The organism is Saccharothrix violaceirubra, assembly GCF_014203755.1.
In the GTDB taxonomy this organism is placed as follows: Bacteria; Actinomycetota; Actinomycetes; order Mycobacteriales; family Pseudonocardiaceae; genus Actinosynnema; species Actinosynnema violaceirubrum.
This window is the reverse complement of the sequence record NZ_JACHJS010000001.1, coordinates 1,637,652-1,652,290: the sequence shown is the minus strand read 5'-3', so window position 1 is coordinate 1,652,290 and position 14,639 is coordinate 1,637,652. Positions and strand designations below refer to the sequence as shown.

General features: G+C 72.4%; 13 protein-coding genes. 7 read left to right on the top strand and 6 right to left on the bottom strand.

What is annotated here, in order from left to right; genetic code table 11:
- Positions 1 to 75: 75 nt before the first annotated feature.
- Positions 76 to 2,226 (bottom strand): excinuclease ABC subunit UvrB, encoded by a 2,151-nt coding sequence (gene uvrB, locus F4559_RS08280; RefSeq protein WP_312865985.1) that lies wholly within the window; start codon positions 2,224 to 2,226, stop codon positions 76 to 78.
- A 47-nt stretch (positions 2,227 to 2,273) separates the two neighbouring features.
- The gene (locus F4559_RS08275; RefSeq protein ID WP_184667236.1) at positions 2,274 to 3,818 is read right to left on the bottom strand and encodes a DUF5685 family protein; all 1,545 of its coding nucleotides are present in this window, start codon (positions 3,816 to 3,818) and stop codon (positions 2,274 to 2,276) included.
- A gap of 80 nt (positions 3,819 to 3,898) precedes the next feature.
- On the opposite strand from F4559_RS08275, the gene F4559_RS08270 reads away from it, so the two are divergent.
- Entirely contained in the window at positions 3,899 to 4,426 is a 528-nt protein-coding gene (locus F4559_RS08270) for a ribonuclease FAU-1 family protein (protein ID WP_312865524.1), read from the top strand.
- A 111-nt stretch (positions 4,427 to 4,537) separates the two neighbouring features.
- Complete coding sequence (locus F4559_RS08265; RefSeq protein WP_184667232.1) at positions 4,538 to 5,056, top strand: ribonuclease FAU-1 family protein; 519 nt, start codon at positions 4,538 to 4,540, stop codon at positions 5,054 to 5,056.
- A gap of 34 nt (positions 5,057 to 5,090) precedes the next feature.
- On the opposite strand, the gene coaE is transcribed toward F4559_RS08265, so the two are convergent.
- The 3 genes from coaE to rpsA all read right to left on the bottom strand — a co-directional run bounded on the left by coaE (position 5,091) and on the right by rpsA (position 8,488).
- On the bottom strand, positions 5,091 to 6,284 hold the full coding sequence (gene coaE, locus F4559_RS08260; protein ID WP_184667230.1) for a dephospho-CoA kinase: 1,194 nt from the start codon (positions 6,282 to 6,284) through the stop codon (positions 5,091 to 5,093).
- A gap of 22 nt (positions 6,285 to 6,306) precedes the next feature.
- Positions 6,307 to 6,921, bottom strand: coding sequence for a hypothetical protein (locus tag F4559_RS08255; protein ID WP_184667228.1), 615 nt, complete (start codon positions 6,919 to 6,921; stop codon positions 6,307 to 6,309).
- A 70-nt stretch (positions 6,922 to 6,991) separates the two neighbouring features.
- The gene (gene rpsA, locus F4559_RS08250) at positions 6,992 to 8,488 is read right to left on the bottom strand and encodes a 30S ribosomal protein S1 (protein ID WP_184667226.1); all 1,497 of its coding nucleotides are present in this window, start codon (positions 8,486 to 8,488) and stop codon (positions 6,992 to 6,994) included.
- Positions 8,489 to 8,680: 192 nt separating this feature from the next.
- Here rpsA and F4559_RS08245 point away from each other — a divergent pair, with 192 nt between their 5' ends.
- From F4559_RS08245 to F4559_RS08225, 5 genes are all read left to right on the top strand, one after another.
- Positions 8,681 to 9,511: a class I SAM-dependent methyltransferase gene (locus F4559_RS08245; protein WP_184667224.1), complete on the top strand. Its 831-nt coding sequence runs from the start codon at positions 8,681 to 8,683 to the stop codon at positions 9,509 to 9,511.
- A 10-nt stretch (positions 9,512 to 9,521) separates the two neighbouring features.
- A complete protein-coding gene (locus F4559_RS08240) occupies positions 9,522 to 10,457 on the top strand; it encodes a GNAT family N-acetyltransferase (protein WP_184667222.1) in 936 nt (311 codons plus the stop codon).
- A gap of 76 nt (positions 10,458 to 10,533) precedes the next feature.
- Positions 10,534 to 11,157, top strand: a complete 624-nt coding sequence (locus F4559_RS08235; RefSeq protein ID WP_184667220.1) for an ATP-binding cassette domain-containing protein — start codon at positions 10,534 to 10,536, stop codon at positions 11,155 to 11,157.
- On the top strand, positions 11,154 to 13,049 hold the full coding sequence (locus F4559_RS08230) for a YhgE/Pip family protein (protein ID WP_184667218.1): 1,896 nt from the start codon (positions 11,154 to 11,156) through the stop codon (positions 13,047 to 13,049). The genes F4559_RS08235 and F4559_RS08230 overlap by 4 nt, the downstream gene beginning before the upstream one ends.
- Positions 13,046 to 13,618: a TetR family transcriptional regulator gene (locus F4559_RS08225; protein WP_184667216.1), complete on the top strand. Its 573-nt coding sequence runs from the start codon at positions 13,046 to 13,048 to the stop codon at positions 13,616 to 13,618. The genes F4559_RS08230 and F4559_RS08225 overlap by 4 nt, the downstream gene beginning before the upstream one ends.
- 122 nt (positions 13,619 to 13,740) lie before the next feature.
- On the opposite strand, the gene F4559_RS08220 is transcribed toward F4559_RS08225, so the two are convergent.
- Positions 13,741 to 14,322: a Rossmann-fold NAD(P)-binding domain-containing protein gene (locus F4559_RS08220; RefSeq protein ID WP_312865522.1), complete on the bottom strand. Its 582-nt coding sequence runs from the start codon at positions 14,320 to 14,322 to the stop codon at positions 13,741 to 13,743.
- Positions 14,323 to 14,639: the final 317 nt, after the last annotated feature.

The following is a 14,639-nucleotide window of genomic DNA, read 5'->3' as shown; positions in this document are numbered from 1 at the left end:
CCACCGACCGTCCGGCGAACACCGACCGACCGGTCGACCGGTGGCCCGGCCACCCGCCGGTCCGATCCGGAGGGATCACTTCACCCCGGCGGCGTCCATGCCGCGCAGTTCCTTCTTCAGGTCCTGGATCTCGTCGCGCAGGCGGGCCGCCAACTCGAACTGCAACTCGCGGGCCGCGTTCATCATCTGGTCGGTGAGCTGCTGCACCAGGTCGGCCAGCTCCGACCGCGCCATCCGGCTGGTGTCCCGGTCGACCAGCACGCCCGAGCTGCGCCCGCCGGGCTCACCGGCCGGCTTCTTGCCCCGCGACGCGTTGCGCCCCGACCCGCCGGGCTCGATGGCGTCCTCGGCCTCGGCGTACACCTGCTCCAGGATGTCGGTGATCTTCTTGCGCAACGGCTGCGGGTCCAGGCCGCGCTCGGTGTTGTAGGCGACCTGCTTCTCCCGCCGCCGGTTGGTCTCCTCGATCGCGTGCCGCATCGAGTCGGTGATCCGGTCCGCGTACATGTGGACCTCGCCCGACACGTTGCGCGCCGCACGGCCGATCGTCTGGATCAGGCTCGTGGCCGACCGCAGGAAACCCTCCTTGTCCGCGTCGAGGATCGCCACCAGCGACACCTCGGGCAGGTCGAGGCCCTCGCGGAGCAGGTTGATGCCGATCAGCACGTCGAACTCGCCCAACCGCAACTGCCGCAGCAGCTCGACCCGTCGCAGCGTGTCCACCTCCGAGTGCAGGTACCGCACCCGGATGCCCAGCTCCAGCAGGTAGTCGGTGAGGTCCTCGGCCATCTTCTTGGTCAACGTGGTGACCAGGACGCGCTCGTCCCGTTCGGCCCGCACGCGGATCTCGTGCACGAGGTCGTCGATCTGGCCCTCGGTCGGCTTGACCACGACCTCCGGGTCGACCAGACCCGTCGGCCGGATGACCTGCTCGACGAACTCACCGCCGGCCTGGCCCATCTCGTACGGGCCCGGCGTCGCGGACAGGTACACCGTCTGCCCGATGCGGTCGGCGAACTCCTCCCACGTCAGCGGCCGGTTGTCCAGCGCGGACGGCAGCCGGAAGCCGTGCTCGACCAGGTTGCGCTTGCGGGACGCGTCGCCCTCGAACATGCCGCCGATCTGCGGCACGGTCACGTGCGACTCGTCGATCACCAGCAGGAAGTCGTCCGGGAAGTAGTCGATCAACGTGGCGGGCGCGGTGCCGGCCGCCCGGTCGTCGATGTGCCGCGAGTAGTTCTCGATGCCCGAGCAGAACCCGACCTGTCGCATCATCTCGATGTCGTAGGCGGTGCGCATGCGCAGCCGCTGCGCCTCCAGCAGCTTGCCCTGCCGCTCCATCAGCGCGAGCTGGTCGGCGAGTTCGGCCTCGATGCCCCGGATCGCCTTCTCCATGCGGTCGGGACCGGCCACGTAGTGCGTCGCCGGGAAGATCCGCAGCTCCTCGACCTCGCGCACCACGTCGCCGGTCAACGGGTGCAGGTAGTACAGCTTGTCGATCTCGTCGCCGAAGAACTCGACCCGCACGGCCAGCTCCTCGTACGCCGGGATGATCTCCACGGTGTCGCCGCGCACGCGGAACGTGCCCCGGTTGAACGCGATGTCGTTGCGCGCGTACTGCACGTCGACCAACGCGCGCAGGAACGTGTCCCGGTCGATCTCGCCGCCGACCTCGAGGTGGATCGACCGGTCGAGGTAGGACTGCGGCGTGCCCAGGCCGTAGATGCACGACACCGACGCCACCACGATCACGTCGCGCCGGGTCAGCAGGCTCATCGTGGCCGAGTGCCGCAACCGCTCGACGTCCTCGTTGATCGAGGAGTCCTTCTCGATGTAGGTGTCGGTCTGCGGGATGTACGCCTCGGGCTGGTAGTAGTCGTAGTAGCTGACGAAGTACTCCACCGCGTTGTCGGGGAAGAACTCCTTCAGCTCGTTCGCCAACTGCGCCGCCAGGGTCTTGTTCGGCGCCATCACCAGCGTCGGCCGCTGCACCTTCTCCACGAGCCACGCCGTGGTCGCGGACTTGCCGGTGCCGGTGGCGCCCAGCAGCACCACGTCGCGCTCCCCCGCGCGCACGCGCTTCTCCAGCTCCGCGATCGCCGCGGGCTGGTCGCCCGCCGGCTGGTACTCGCTGACCACGCGGAACCGCCCGTCGGTGCGGGGGATGTCGCCGACGGGACGGTGGGACGAGTGCGCCTTGACCGGGATCTCGGTTGGGAAAGCCACGGGCACGACGGTACGCCGTGGGTCCGACAGTTTCCGGTCGCCGCCGGTCAGCAGTTGCAGTCGCAGCAGTCGCAGCAGTTGGCGCAGTTCCCGTCGCAGCAGTCGCAGTTGGTGCACCACGCCTCGCGCGCCTTGCCGCTCCACGGACCGGGGTACGGGTCGCGACAGCAGTACTGGCAGGTGCCGCACTGGTAGAGGACGGCCAGGCAGCCCGGGACCACACCCCGTGGGCGTGGCGGGCGCACCAGCTTGGGCCAGAACCACAGGCCGCTGCCGGGCGAGTCGCCGGTGCCGCGACGGGGCTTCTCGCGCGGCGGCGGACCACCGCCGGTGTTCCCCGGCGCGACCGGCGGCGGACCGGACGGGAGGTGGTGGCCCTGCTGGTGCGGGTGGCCATGCTGGTGCGGGTGGCCGGGTTGGTGCGGGTGGCCGGGCGGCGGCTGGTAGGGCGGATGGCCGGCTTCTCCCCCACGACCCGACCCGTCACGACGGTCGGCCGCGACCGGTGCGGAGTGGTCCGCGGTTCCCGCCCACGACACCGGACCTCCCCCGTCACGGACGCCGTCGGCTCCTCGCGGGCCGGACGGGACCGGACCGGGGTGACCCGCCGCTCCGACCGCCCGATCGGGCGAGACCGGGTCCGGGCCGTCGAGGTGTCCGAGGGCGTTCGGCAGGTAGCCGGCCGGACCGCCGGGCCGCCACTCGTCGGCGTGGTCGTGCTCCGTCCGGCACCGGTGGGCACCGTGGGGGTCGCCGAACGCGCGCCTGATCGACTCGCGCACCTCGTGCACGAGCAGCCGGTGGACCAGCCGGTCGTCGGCGAACTCGGCCTCGGCCAAGGCGAGCTTGATGCCCAACGCCGCGTCGTCGCACAGCCGCCGGGCCTCGTCGAGCGACGTGCCCGTGGCCAGGAGGGGGTTCCAGGCGCCGGACGCGCGGTCCGCGTCGAGGTCCTCCACGGCGTCGATCAGGTGCGCGAGCCGGCCGAACAACCGGCCGACCTCGCGCAGGGGCGCCGCGTTGCCGGGGCGTCCGGACAGCAGCGCGCTCGCCGCGACGGCCTCTCCCGCGGCGGTCTCGGTCGGCTCGGTGACCACCAGGACGGGGCTGCCGAGGTGGGCCGCCGCCTCGACGTCCGACTGCCGGAGCACGGCGTCGACCAGCACGGACGTGTCGAACCCGAGGTCGACGCCGGTGGCGCGGGCCTGCTTCGCCCAGCGGCGGGCGACCTGGCGGCCGACGCCCCGGGCGGGCGCGGCGGCGAACAGGCCGTCGCGGTCGGCCACGTGGTCGCCGACCTTGGCGGACGCGAGCACGAGCGACACGGACGCGGCGAGCCGGGCACCCGTGCCGACCGCGACGTCGGCCGACTGCATGCCGCGCAACGCGCACGGTCCGGCCGACCGGCGCGACGGTCCGGTCTGCGCCTCGACCAACGCGGAGATCACCAGGCCGTCGTAGTTGGTCACGAGCCGGGCGAGGTGCCCGTGGTCGTCACGCAACGCCAGGCACAGGCCGCACAGGTGGGCGAGCCACGAGGCCCGAAGATCGTCCGCCAACCGGTTGCGACAGGGCCTGATGATTCCGAACACCGCCGAAGAGTAAGCGACACTCCCACTTTCGGGTGACACAATCAGGCGATCAGGGGTCACGGATGCTTAAAGTTCGGGATGTGACGGCGAGCGCGACGGGAACTCACATCCACCCCCCGAAGATCGAATACTTCGACCTCGACGCGAAGAGCAACACCGACCCGAAGGGACACCTCCGGGGCGTCGAGGAGTTCCGCCTGACCCGACACGGCCTCTACATGTCCCGCCCGGTCGCGGGACACCCCCGGCTCGCGCACTTCGAGTCGTGGTTCCTGCCCGCGCACGGCCTGCGCGTGACCCGGCAGTCCTGGCATCCCGGCCACGAACCCGACTACGACCTGTACGTCGACATCGTCGAGATCACCTCCGGCGGCTCGGTGTGGAAGACCGTCGACCTCTACCTGGACCTGCTGGTCCGCACCGGTCGGGGCGTCACGGTGCTGGACACCGACGAGCTGCTCACCGCCGTCACGGCGGGCTACGTCCGCCCCGACCGCGCGCGGTGGGCGTTCGAGACCGTGTACCGCGCGGTCGACGGGATCGCCGCGCACGGCCACGACGCGGTCCGCTGGCTCGCCGCGTGCGGCACGGTCACCACCTGGCGGTGAAAGGGCCGCGCAATTCCAGTTGAGACAGACGGTCACCGTTGCGCAGAACGTGATGTAACAAATCAACCTGACCGGTTACCCGCCGCATACTTGCGGCTACCCTCGGGTCGCGTGGGAGCCGTCATCACACCGCGGTTGGTCGACGTGGTCGACACCGTCAATGCCGTGCGCAGCTTTTCGCCGGGCGCTTCGCGCGCGTTGAGCGAATGCCGGGTCGAGCACTGGGGACTCCGGCTCGAATGCCCCACCCCCGAGGACCCGTCGGTCGACGCCGAGATCACCTGGCTGCTGCCGGACGTCGGCGTGCGGCTGACCCACCAACGCCCCCGGTCTCGGCACGCCCGCAGCGGACCGACCGTGATCACCGCCGTGCGCGTCGAGGTCGACGGCCGCACGTGGCGGACCACGGACCTGCTGCTGGGCCTGGCCGTGCCGGGTCGCACCACGCCGCGCATCGTCTGCGCCGAGGAGTTCGCGGCGGCGGTGGCCGGGCGCGTCCTCGGTCCCGAGGACGCCGACCAGGCGCTGCGGACCGTGCACCGCACCCTGGAGGACCTGAGCCTGCACCGGCACGACATCGGCTCGTGGCTGGTCCACCGGGGCATCTACGACACCTGGCCGGCCGTGTAGGCGTCACCCGGACGAAGGTGCCCGAACGCGTGGTTCAGGGTGCCTGAGTGGAGGACTCGCGGGGTCGGCGGGCGTGGAAGGCGTCGGCGCGGGCGGTGGCCGCGGCGAGCCAGGGTTCCTTGGCCGAACGGTAGGCCACGCCGTCCGGGTCGCCGGAGTGCGCCGTCGACAGGTCCCGCTTGACCTGCGCGTACTCGGTGCGGGCGGACTCGTCGCCGCGCAACCAGTCCCGGAACCGCAGGGCCCAGGTCCACGCCGGGCCGCCCTCGACCCGCACGTGCAGCGCCACCCGGCGCTTCGGGTCGGCGCCCGCGTGCGACCGCTTGTGCCACGCCGTCGGGTCGTCGTCCGGGTACCGCACCGAGTCGAACCCCGGTCCCAGCGCCGGGAAGCCCGCCGCCGCCAGCGCGGGCGCGAGGTCGTCGGCCTCGGCCAGGGACGTCACCCCGAGCTGGAGGTCGAGCACGTCCTTGGCGGCCAGCCCCGGCACGGCCGTCGACCCGATGTGCTCGACGTGCCGCCCGCCGGCCGCGAACGAGATCCGCGCCGCGATCCGCGCCGCCTGCGCGGGCCACGTCCCGTCGTACTCGACCACCTTCGGCGGCCCCGACGCGGCCCGCCCGTGCCGCACGTTCGCCTCGTAGGGCACGAGCCGGTCGGCCCACAGCTCGTCCACGGCCGCGAGCACCAGGTCCGGCGTCCCCGAGTTGTCCAGCCACACGTCGGCCACGGCCCGGCGCGCGGTCTCGTCGGCCTGCGCGGCGATCCGGTTCCGCGCGTCCCGCTCGGGCAGCCCGCGGGCGACCAGCCGGGTCACCCGCTGCTCGACGTCCGCGTCCACGATCACCACCAGGTGGTAGGCGGGCGCGTACCCGTTCTCGACCAGCAGCGGCACGTCGTGCAACACGATCGCGTCGACGGGCGCGGCGTCGACCAACTCGGCCGTGCGCGCCTGGACCTTGGGGTGCACGATCCCGTTGAGCGTGTTCCGGGCCGAGTCCTCGCTGAACACGATCGCCGCGAGCGCGGCCCGATCCAGCGCACCACGACCGTCGAGCACAGCGGCGCCGAACGCCGAGACGATCTCCCGCAACCCGTCCGTGCCCGGTTCGACGACCTCGCGGGCGAGCTTGTCGGCGTCGACCACCACCGCGCCGTGCTCGGCGAGCCGCCCGGCCACCGTCGACTTGCCCGACCCGATTCCCCCGGTAAGACCGACTCGCAACATGGCCCTCAGTCTGCCCTGGCGGTCAGGCGTCCTCGACCGGGGTCATGGCCTGCTGCGCGACGGCGGCGAGGAACGGCGTGCTCTGGTCGTCGGGCAGGAAGCCGGTCTTGATCCGCACCACGAACGTGGTCTTGCCCAGCGAGCCGAGCAGGAGGCGTTCGGTCGACGTGGTCACGACCGCGGCCTTGAGCTTGCCGACGTCGGTCTCGCCGACGGTGGCGCCCTCGCGGCGTTCGGCGTCGACGCTGTCGGTCACACGGTCCTTGGCGGTGGCGTCGTCGGCGTAGGTCGCGAGGCCGACGACCACCGGCGCGGCGGCCAACGGCTGCCGCTCGCCGACGCCGTAGTAGCAGTCCATTTTGGCCGTGCGGCCCAGTGTGGGCTCGGGGACGCCGACGATGCCGCGCGTCTCGCCGCCGATCTCGCGGCCCAGCTTCTGGTTGAGCACCTCGACCGGGACGATCAGCTCGCACTCGTCCGGCGGTGCGCGGTCGACCATGGCCGGGGTCCGCACGACCGTGGTGGGCGGCAGGATCGTGGGGATCTGCGGGGTCTTGGGCACGCTCGGCGCGGTCGTGGCGCAGGCCGTGCCCAGCACCACCGACAACACCGCCGGCACCAGCATCCGCCTGCCCATAGGTTCCCCAAGATAGCGCAAGACGACGGCCCCGCACCGTAACGGTGCGGGGCCGTGATCATGCCTGTGGTCAGGCGCCGCCCGACAGCTTCTCGCGGAGCGCCGCGAGCTGCTCGTCACTGGCCAGCGTGCCGCCGGCCTGCGCCGGGGCACCGCCGGTGGACGACGCGGCTGCCGGGGCGTCGCCGCCGGAGGAGTAGTTGGTCTCCCCCGCCGCCTCTTCCTCGGCCGCGGCGGCCTTGGCGATCTGCTTGATGTGGGCCTCGTAGCGCGTGTGGGCCTCGGCGTACTGCCGCTCCCACTCCTCGCGCTGCTTGTCGAAGCCTTCCTGCCACTCCTGGGTCTCCGGGTCGAAGCCCTCGGGGTAGATGTAGTTCCCCTGGTCGTCGTACTCGGCGGCCATGCCGTACTGGGTCGGGTCGAACTCGGAGTCGACCGTGAAGCCCTCGTTGGCCTGCTTGAGCGACAGCGAGATCCGGCGCCGGTCCAGGTCGATGTCGATGACCTTGACCATGACGTCGTCGCCGACCTGCACGACCTGCTCCGGGATCTCGACGTGGCGCTCGGCCAGCTCGGAGATGTGGACCAGGCCCTCGATGCCCTCGTCCACGCGGACGAACGCACCGAACGGAACCAGCTTGGTGACCTTGCCCGGCACGATCTGGCCGATCGCGTGGGTGCGGGCGAACTGGCGCCACGGGTCTTCCTGCGTCGCCTTGAGCGACAGCGACACACGCTCGCGCTCCATGTCGACGTCGAGGACCTCGACCGTGACCTCCTGGCCGACCTCGACGACCTCGGAGGGGTGGTCGATGTGCTTCCAGGACAGCTCGGAGACGTGCACCAGGCCGTCGACGCCACCCAGGTCCACGAAGGCACCGAAGTTGACGATCGAGGACACGACGCCCTTGCGGACCTGGCCCTTCTGGAGCTGGTTGAGGAACTCGCTGCGCACCTCGGACTGGGTCTGCTCCAGCCAGGCGCGACGGGACAGGACCACGTTGTTGCGGTTCTTGTCCAGCTCGATGATCTTGGCCTCGAGTTCGCGGCCGACGTACGGCTGGAGGTCGCGCACGCGGCGCATCTCCACGAGCGAGGCGGGGAGGAAGCCGCGCAGACCGATGTCCAGGATGAGACCACCCTTGACGACCTCGATGACGGTGCCCTTGACCGGCTCGTCCTTCTCCTTGAGGGCCTCGATGGTGCCCCACGCGCGCTCGTACTGGGCGCGCTTCTTGGAGAGGATCAGGCGACCTTCCTTGTCCTCCTTCTGGAGGACGAGGGCCTCGACCTCGTCACCGACCTTGACGACCTCGTTGGGGTCGACGTCGTGCTTGATCGACAACTCGCGCGAGGGGATGACGCCCTCGGTCTTGTAGCCGATGTCGAGCAGGACCTCGTCCCGGTCGACCTTGACGATGGTGCCCTCGACGATATCGCCATCGTTGAAGTACTTGATGGTCTTGTCGATGGCGGCGAGGAAGTCCTCCTCCGTCCCGATATCGTTGATCGCGATCTGCTGCTTCGGCGCGGTGGCAGCCGGGACAGTGGTGGTGTCGGTGGACATCAGGTAGGTGGCTCCGGTACGGATTGGGGTTGTCTGGCCTGCGGGTTCGGTGGTGCGCGACGCGCGGGCACCGCCGCTTCGGACCGACGTTCGAAATGTTCACCGATCACGGGCAGCGCGAACCCACTACGCGGGCGTTATCGTACGTGGTCCTTCGACCGCCGGGCAAACCGGTCCCTGGAATGGAGCAGTGTGTCCCAGCAGCACGCGAGCGCGGAACTGACCCTCGGCACGACCGGGGTGGCCCGGCGCGGGGTGGACGCCGCCGAGTCGCGCGTCGCCAACCGGGTCTGGTGGGACGCCGACGCGGACGACTACCACGCCGAGCACGGCGATTTCCTGGGCGCGGCGGACTTCGTCTGGTGCCCCGAGGGCGTGCGCGAGGAGGACGCCCGGCTGCTGGGCGACGTGACCGGGCTGCGGGTGCTGGAGATCGGATGCGGGTCGGCGCCGTGCGCGCGGTGGCTGCGGCGCGAGGGTGCGGAGCCGGTGGGCCTGGACATCTCCGCCGGGATGCTGCGGCACGCCCGCGCGGCGGGCGCGGCGACCGGGATCGACGTGCCGCTGGTACAGGCCAGCGCCGACCAGCTCCCGTTCGCGGCCGGGTCGTTCGACGCGGCGTGCTCGGCGTTCGGCGCGGTGCCGTTCGTGGCGGACGTGGCCGAGGTGTTCCGCGAGGTGCGCCGGGTGTTGCGGCCGGACGCGCCGTGGGTGTTCGCGGTGAACCACCCGATGCGGTGGATCTTCCCCGACGATCCGGGGCCGGCCGGACTCACCGTCACGCACTCCTACTTCGACCGCACGCCTTACGTGGAGGTCGACGGCACCGGTCGGGCGACCTATGTGGAGCATCACCGGACGCTGGGCGACTACGTCCGCGCGTTGGTCGGCGCGGGTTTCCTGGTCGAGGACGTGGTCGAGCCGGAGTGGCCGGCGGGGCACGAGCGCAACTGGGGACAGTGGAGTCCGCTGCGCGGGAAGCTGTTCCCGGGCACGGCGATCTTCCGCACGCGCACGCCGTAGCCTGCGGTCCATGACCGTCGGTCGGGGGCTGGTGGACGCGCTGGTGGCGGCACAGGGCACGAGGTTGTCCACGCTCGACCCGCTGGTGCCGCCGGTGTCCGACCCGCCGGACGGCGACGTGGTCACCGCCGCCCTGCCCGACGGCAGCCGGGTCGCGGGGGTGCTGCGGCACCAGGTGCACGAGCGGATGTCCGCCGCGCGCCTGTGGTCGGCGACCGAGGTGTGGGAGCTGACGCCGCTGCTGGGCGGCGCGGGCGCGGCGGGCATGGACGCGCTGCTGCGCGCGTGGCGACGGCGGTTGGACGCGTTACGCCCGGCCGCGACGGACTCGGCGTGCGTGCTGACCTGGCCGAGCCGGGACGTCGAGGCGACCGGGGTCCTGCTGGACCACGGCTTCGTGCCGCTGACCGTGGTGGCCGTGCGCCGGGCCGCGCCGCCGCCGGAACCGCCGGGCGTGACCGTGCGGGCGGCCGGGCCGGACGACCTGGACACCGTGCTCGCGCTGGCGCTGGCCGAACTGCGGTACTCGGCGCAGGTCGGGTCGACCGTGCTGCGGCCGGAGGCGGCGGAGGTCAAGCGGCGGGCGCTGGCCGAGCGGTTGGCGGCGGGCGGTCCGGCGTGGCTGGCCGAGCGGGACGGGATCGCGGTCGGGCTCGCGGAGTGCTCGCTGGTGACGTCGGAGCCGGGCAACTGGGCGGCCACGCGCCTGCCGACCGGCCGCTGGGGGTATGTGAACTGCGTGTCGGTGCCGCCGGGCGCGCGGGGCACGGGCGTGGGGCGGCGGCTGATGGCGCACGCGCACCGCGAACTGGCCCGGCTGGGCACGGTCGGCACGTACCTCTACTACAACCCGCCGAACCCGCTCTCGTCGGTGTTCTGGCCGCGTCAGGGTTATCGTCCACTGTGGACCGTCTGGGAGGTCCGCCCGGCGGGCGCCCTGCGCTGACCGCCACACCCGGGTTGCGCGACGGACCCGTCCGCGCAACTATTTGAACTGACCAGTCAGTTCAAAGGAGGTCGCGGTGCAGATCCGCGCTCGGGCCGTCGGCGTGACCGGCGCCCACGGTCCACTGCTCGAACCGACCAGCCTGGTCGTGCCGCCGGGCACGGCCGTGCTGGTCGCGGGCGATCCGGGCACCGGGCACACCGCGCTCGCCCTCGTGCTGGCCGGCCGCCTGCGGCCCACCTCCGGGCAGGTCTGGCCCGACCCGGCCGACCTGCGCCGCCACGTCGTCCCGGTCGACCTGCCGGACGTGAACGAACCCGAGGCGTCGCTCACGCTCGCGGGCGTCGTCGGCGAGGAACTGGCGGTCAACGGCCTGCCCAGCGGGCGGCGCGCGGTCGCGGACTGGCTCGCCGACCGCGACGCCGACGCCTACCTCAAACACCGGTTCGACCGGGTGCCGCCGGCGGTCCGGTGCGCGGTGACGCTCGAACTCGCCGCCGGCCGGCCCGACGCGGCCGTACTCGTGCTCGACTCGCCCGACCGCTACCACGGTGACCCGGCCGGGTGGTGGGCGCTGGCCCGCGCCCACGTGACGCCGGACCGCTCGGTCGTCGTCCTGTGCGCCACGACGTCCGCCGCCGCGCTCGACGTGCCCGCCGTGCGGATCGGCGACCACACCACCGACGGGGAGTCCGAGTGACCTCGCTGCGCATGGCCTTCAACGAGTTGCGCCGCATCACGTCCGGCAAGCTGCCCAGGCTCGCCGTGCTGGCACTGGTGCTCGTGCCACTGCTTTATGCGTCGCTGTACCTCTACGCGAACAAGGACCCGTACTCGCATCTCGGCCAGGTGCCCGCCGCGCTCGTCGTCGAGGACAAAGGCGCGACGAAGAGCGATGGATCGGCGTTCGACGCGGGCGGCCAGGTCGCGGACGAACTGGTCTCGGGCGCGAAGTTCCGGTGGGAGCGCGTGGCCGCCGACGCCGCCGAGCGGGGCGTGCGCGACGGCACCTACACGTTCGCGTTGACGCTGCCGGCGGACTTCTCGAAGTCGCTGCTGTCGTCCGCCGATTTCACACCGCGCCAGGGCGTGATCACGTTGACCACCAACGACGCCAACAACTACCTCGGCAGCACGATCGCGAACCAGGTCGTGGCCGAGGTCCGCCGGTCGGTGTCGGCACGGGTCGGGTCGGCGGCCGCCGACCAGCTGCTGCTCGGGTTCTCGACGATCCGGCGCGAGACCGCCGAGGCCGCCGACGGCGCGACGAAACTGGCCGACGGTCAGCGACAGGCGCTCGACGGCGTGACCGCGCTGGCCGACGGGCTCGTGCCGTTGAGCGACGGTGCCGGTCGGTTGTCGTCGGGGTTGACACAGTTGCGGTCCGGGACCGCGGAGTTGCCCACGCAGACCCGGCGGCTCGCGGACGGCGCGAAGCAGGTGGCCGACGGTGACGAGGTCGTCGCCGCGACCGCGGCCGACTACGCGGCCAAAGCGCAGGAGCTGACGACGAAACTCGACCAGTCCGACGGCGCGGTGGCCGTGCGGCTGCGCGAACTCGGGTTCACCGACGAGCAGATCCAGGGCGTGCTGGGCGCGCTCGGCCAGGCGCGGGAGACCGTCGACGGGGCGAACGCCGAGGTGCAGCGCACGTCCGGGCAGTTGCGGCAACTGGCCGACGGCGCGCGTCAGGTGTCCGACGGCGCGGCGCTGCTGGCCGCGAACACGCCCGCGTTGAGCGAGGCCGTGGCCACGTTGGACGACGGCGCGGGCAGCCTGTCGTCGGGATTGGTCACCGCGCGCGACGGTGCCGTGCGGTTGAAGGACGGCCAACAGCAACTCCTGGACGGCACGACCCGGCTGCGCGACGGGCTGGCCGAGGGCGTGGCGCGCATCCCGTCGCCCGACGACCCGACCCGCGAGTCGACCGCGACCACCATCGGCGACCCGGTGGCCGTGCACGGGGTGTCGCAGACGGCGGCGGGCAGCTACGGCGGCGGGCTCGCGCCGTTCTTCCTGGGGCTGGCCACGTGGATCGGCGCGTTCGTGCTGTTCCTGCTGCTCAAGCCGTTGTCCCGGCGGGCGCTCGCGGCCCGGCAGATGCCGGTCCGGATCGCGGTCGGCGGGTGGCTGCCGGGTGCGCTGCTGGGCATGGCGCAGGTCGTGGTCATGTACTCGGCGGTGACGTTGGTCGTCGGCATCCGGCCTGTGCACGGGGTGACGACGTTGGCGTTCCTGTTGCTGACCTCGGCGACCTTCGTGGCGATCCTGCACGCGCTCAACGCGCTGCTGGGCGCGGTGGGCAAGTTCGTCGGCCTGGTGCTGCTGATCCTGCAGCTGGTCAGCGCGGGCGGCACGTTCCCGTGGCAGACGATCCCGGTGCCGCTGTACCCGCTGCACTACGGGCTGCCCATGGGTTACGCGGTCGACGGACTGCGGCACCTGATGTACGGCGGCGACCTCGACGGCGTGGGACGGGACGCGCTGATCCTGCTCTGCTACCTCGTCGGCGCCCTTGCCTTGTCGACGTTCGCCGCGTACAAGCAGCGGGTGTGGACCCCGTCTCGCCTCGCGCCAGAGCTGGTGCTGTGACCTCCCGTACCGCCGTGACCAGGCAGAAGCTGTTCGACGCGGCGTTGCGCCTGGTCGGCGAGCGTGGTGCCGCGCACGTGACGGTGGACGAGATCGCGGCCGAGGCCGGTGTGGCGAAGGGCACGGTCTACTACAACTTCGCGGGCAAGGACGCGCTCGTCGACGAGCTGTTGCGGCACGGGGTGGACCTGCTGGCGGCGCGACTGCGGGCGGCCGAGTCGGCGGACGACGCGGTGCCCGCGCTGGTGGAGGGGATGCTCGGGTTCTTCGCCGAGTACCCGGCGTTCGGGCAGCTGCTGGTCGGGGAGCTGTGGCGCACGCCGGGGCAGTGGCACGACACGTTGCGACTGCTGCGGGACGACCTGGTGTCGATCATCCGCGGTCACATGGGCCGTCTGGCCGACACGGGGCGGTTGCCCGCCGGGGTGGATGTCGGGACCGCGGCGGCGGCGTTGTTCGGGACCCTGCTCGTGGTGGCCGTGGACTGGCAGGTCTTCCAGCCCGAGCGGACACTCGCGCAGACCCGGGACGCGGTGCTCGTGCTCGTGCGCGGCCTGGGCGGGGCTTAGCCCGGTTCCGGTCGTGACCGGGCGGGGTTCGGGGTGCCCGAACGCGCATTTCGGAGTGCCTGAGTGCGTATTTCGCGGTGTTCGAGTGCGTGTTTCGGGGTGTCCGAGTGGAGGACTCGCGGTCAGGCGGGGTCGTAGCGGTCGACCACGCCCACGTGGTGCACGGACGGGGCGCGACCGGCCAGGGCGCGGAGGACGGCCTCCGACACGCCGACGCTCGTCTCGTGGTGGGTCAGCCAGCGCAGGCGACCGCCGTCGCGGATGTGGCCCAGCACCACCTGCTGGGTCGGGTGGTCGGGCAGGACCGGGTCGGGCATGCCGCGCACGGCGCTGATCGCGGGGCTGTCGTGCACCTCGACGACGGGGGCCCGGGGCGCCAGCAGCGGACCGACCGCGCGCAGTACCTCGTCCCGGTATGCCGCGTGCACCCACGCCACCAGCAGGTCGGCGTGGCCACCGAGGGCGTCCGCCACGCGCTCGGCGAGTTCGGCGGGCTGTCCCCAGTCCGCCTCCACCGAACGCTGCCCGCCCGAACGCGCCCGGTGCGGCACGTGCCCGCGTCGACGCAGCGCCGTCCGCGCGGCCTGACCGAGTCCGGGTTGGGGCCGCCGGCACGGCAGGACCACGTACCACCCCTGGTCGACGAGGTCGTCGACGCATCCCTTGAGCATGCCCGTCCCGCCCAGCACCAACGCCGTGTTCACCGCACCGCCTCCCCTTCGACCGCTCGTGACGGCGGACCCGGACGCCACCGGTCCACCCCGCGCCACCCGGCCGCCGGCACCCGGTCGATCCGCACGCGGGTCCGGCCGTGCGCGGGTCGCGGGTGGTGGCACCGGGTCGGCGTGCCTGGCGAGTGCCGCCGCCGGAAAGTCCGCCGGAAAGTCCGCTGTGGACGGTCGTCCACGTGGGACGGTCCGGCCGTGCCGACGGCAGGCACCCGGCGTGGTGCGTGCGGCAGGTCGGCGACTGGTCCCGGCAACGGCACCGGGCCAGGCTAGCCGTCACCGCCCCGTCGCGG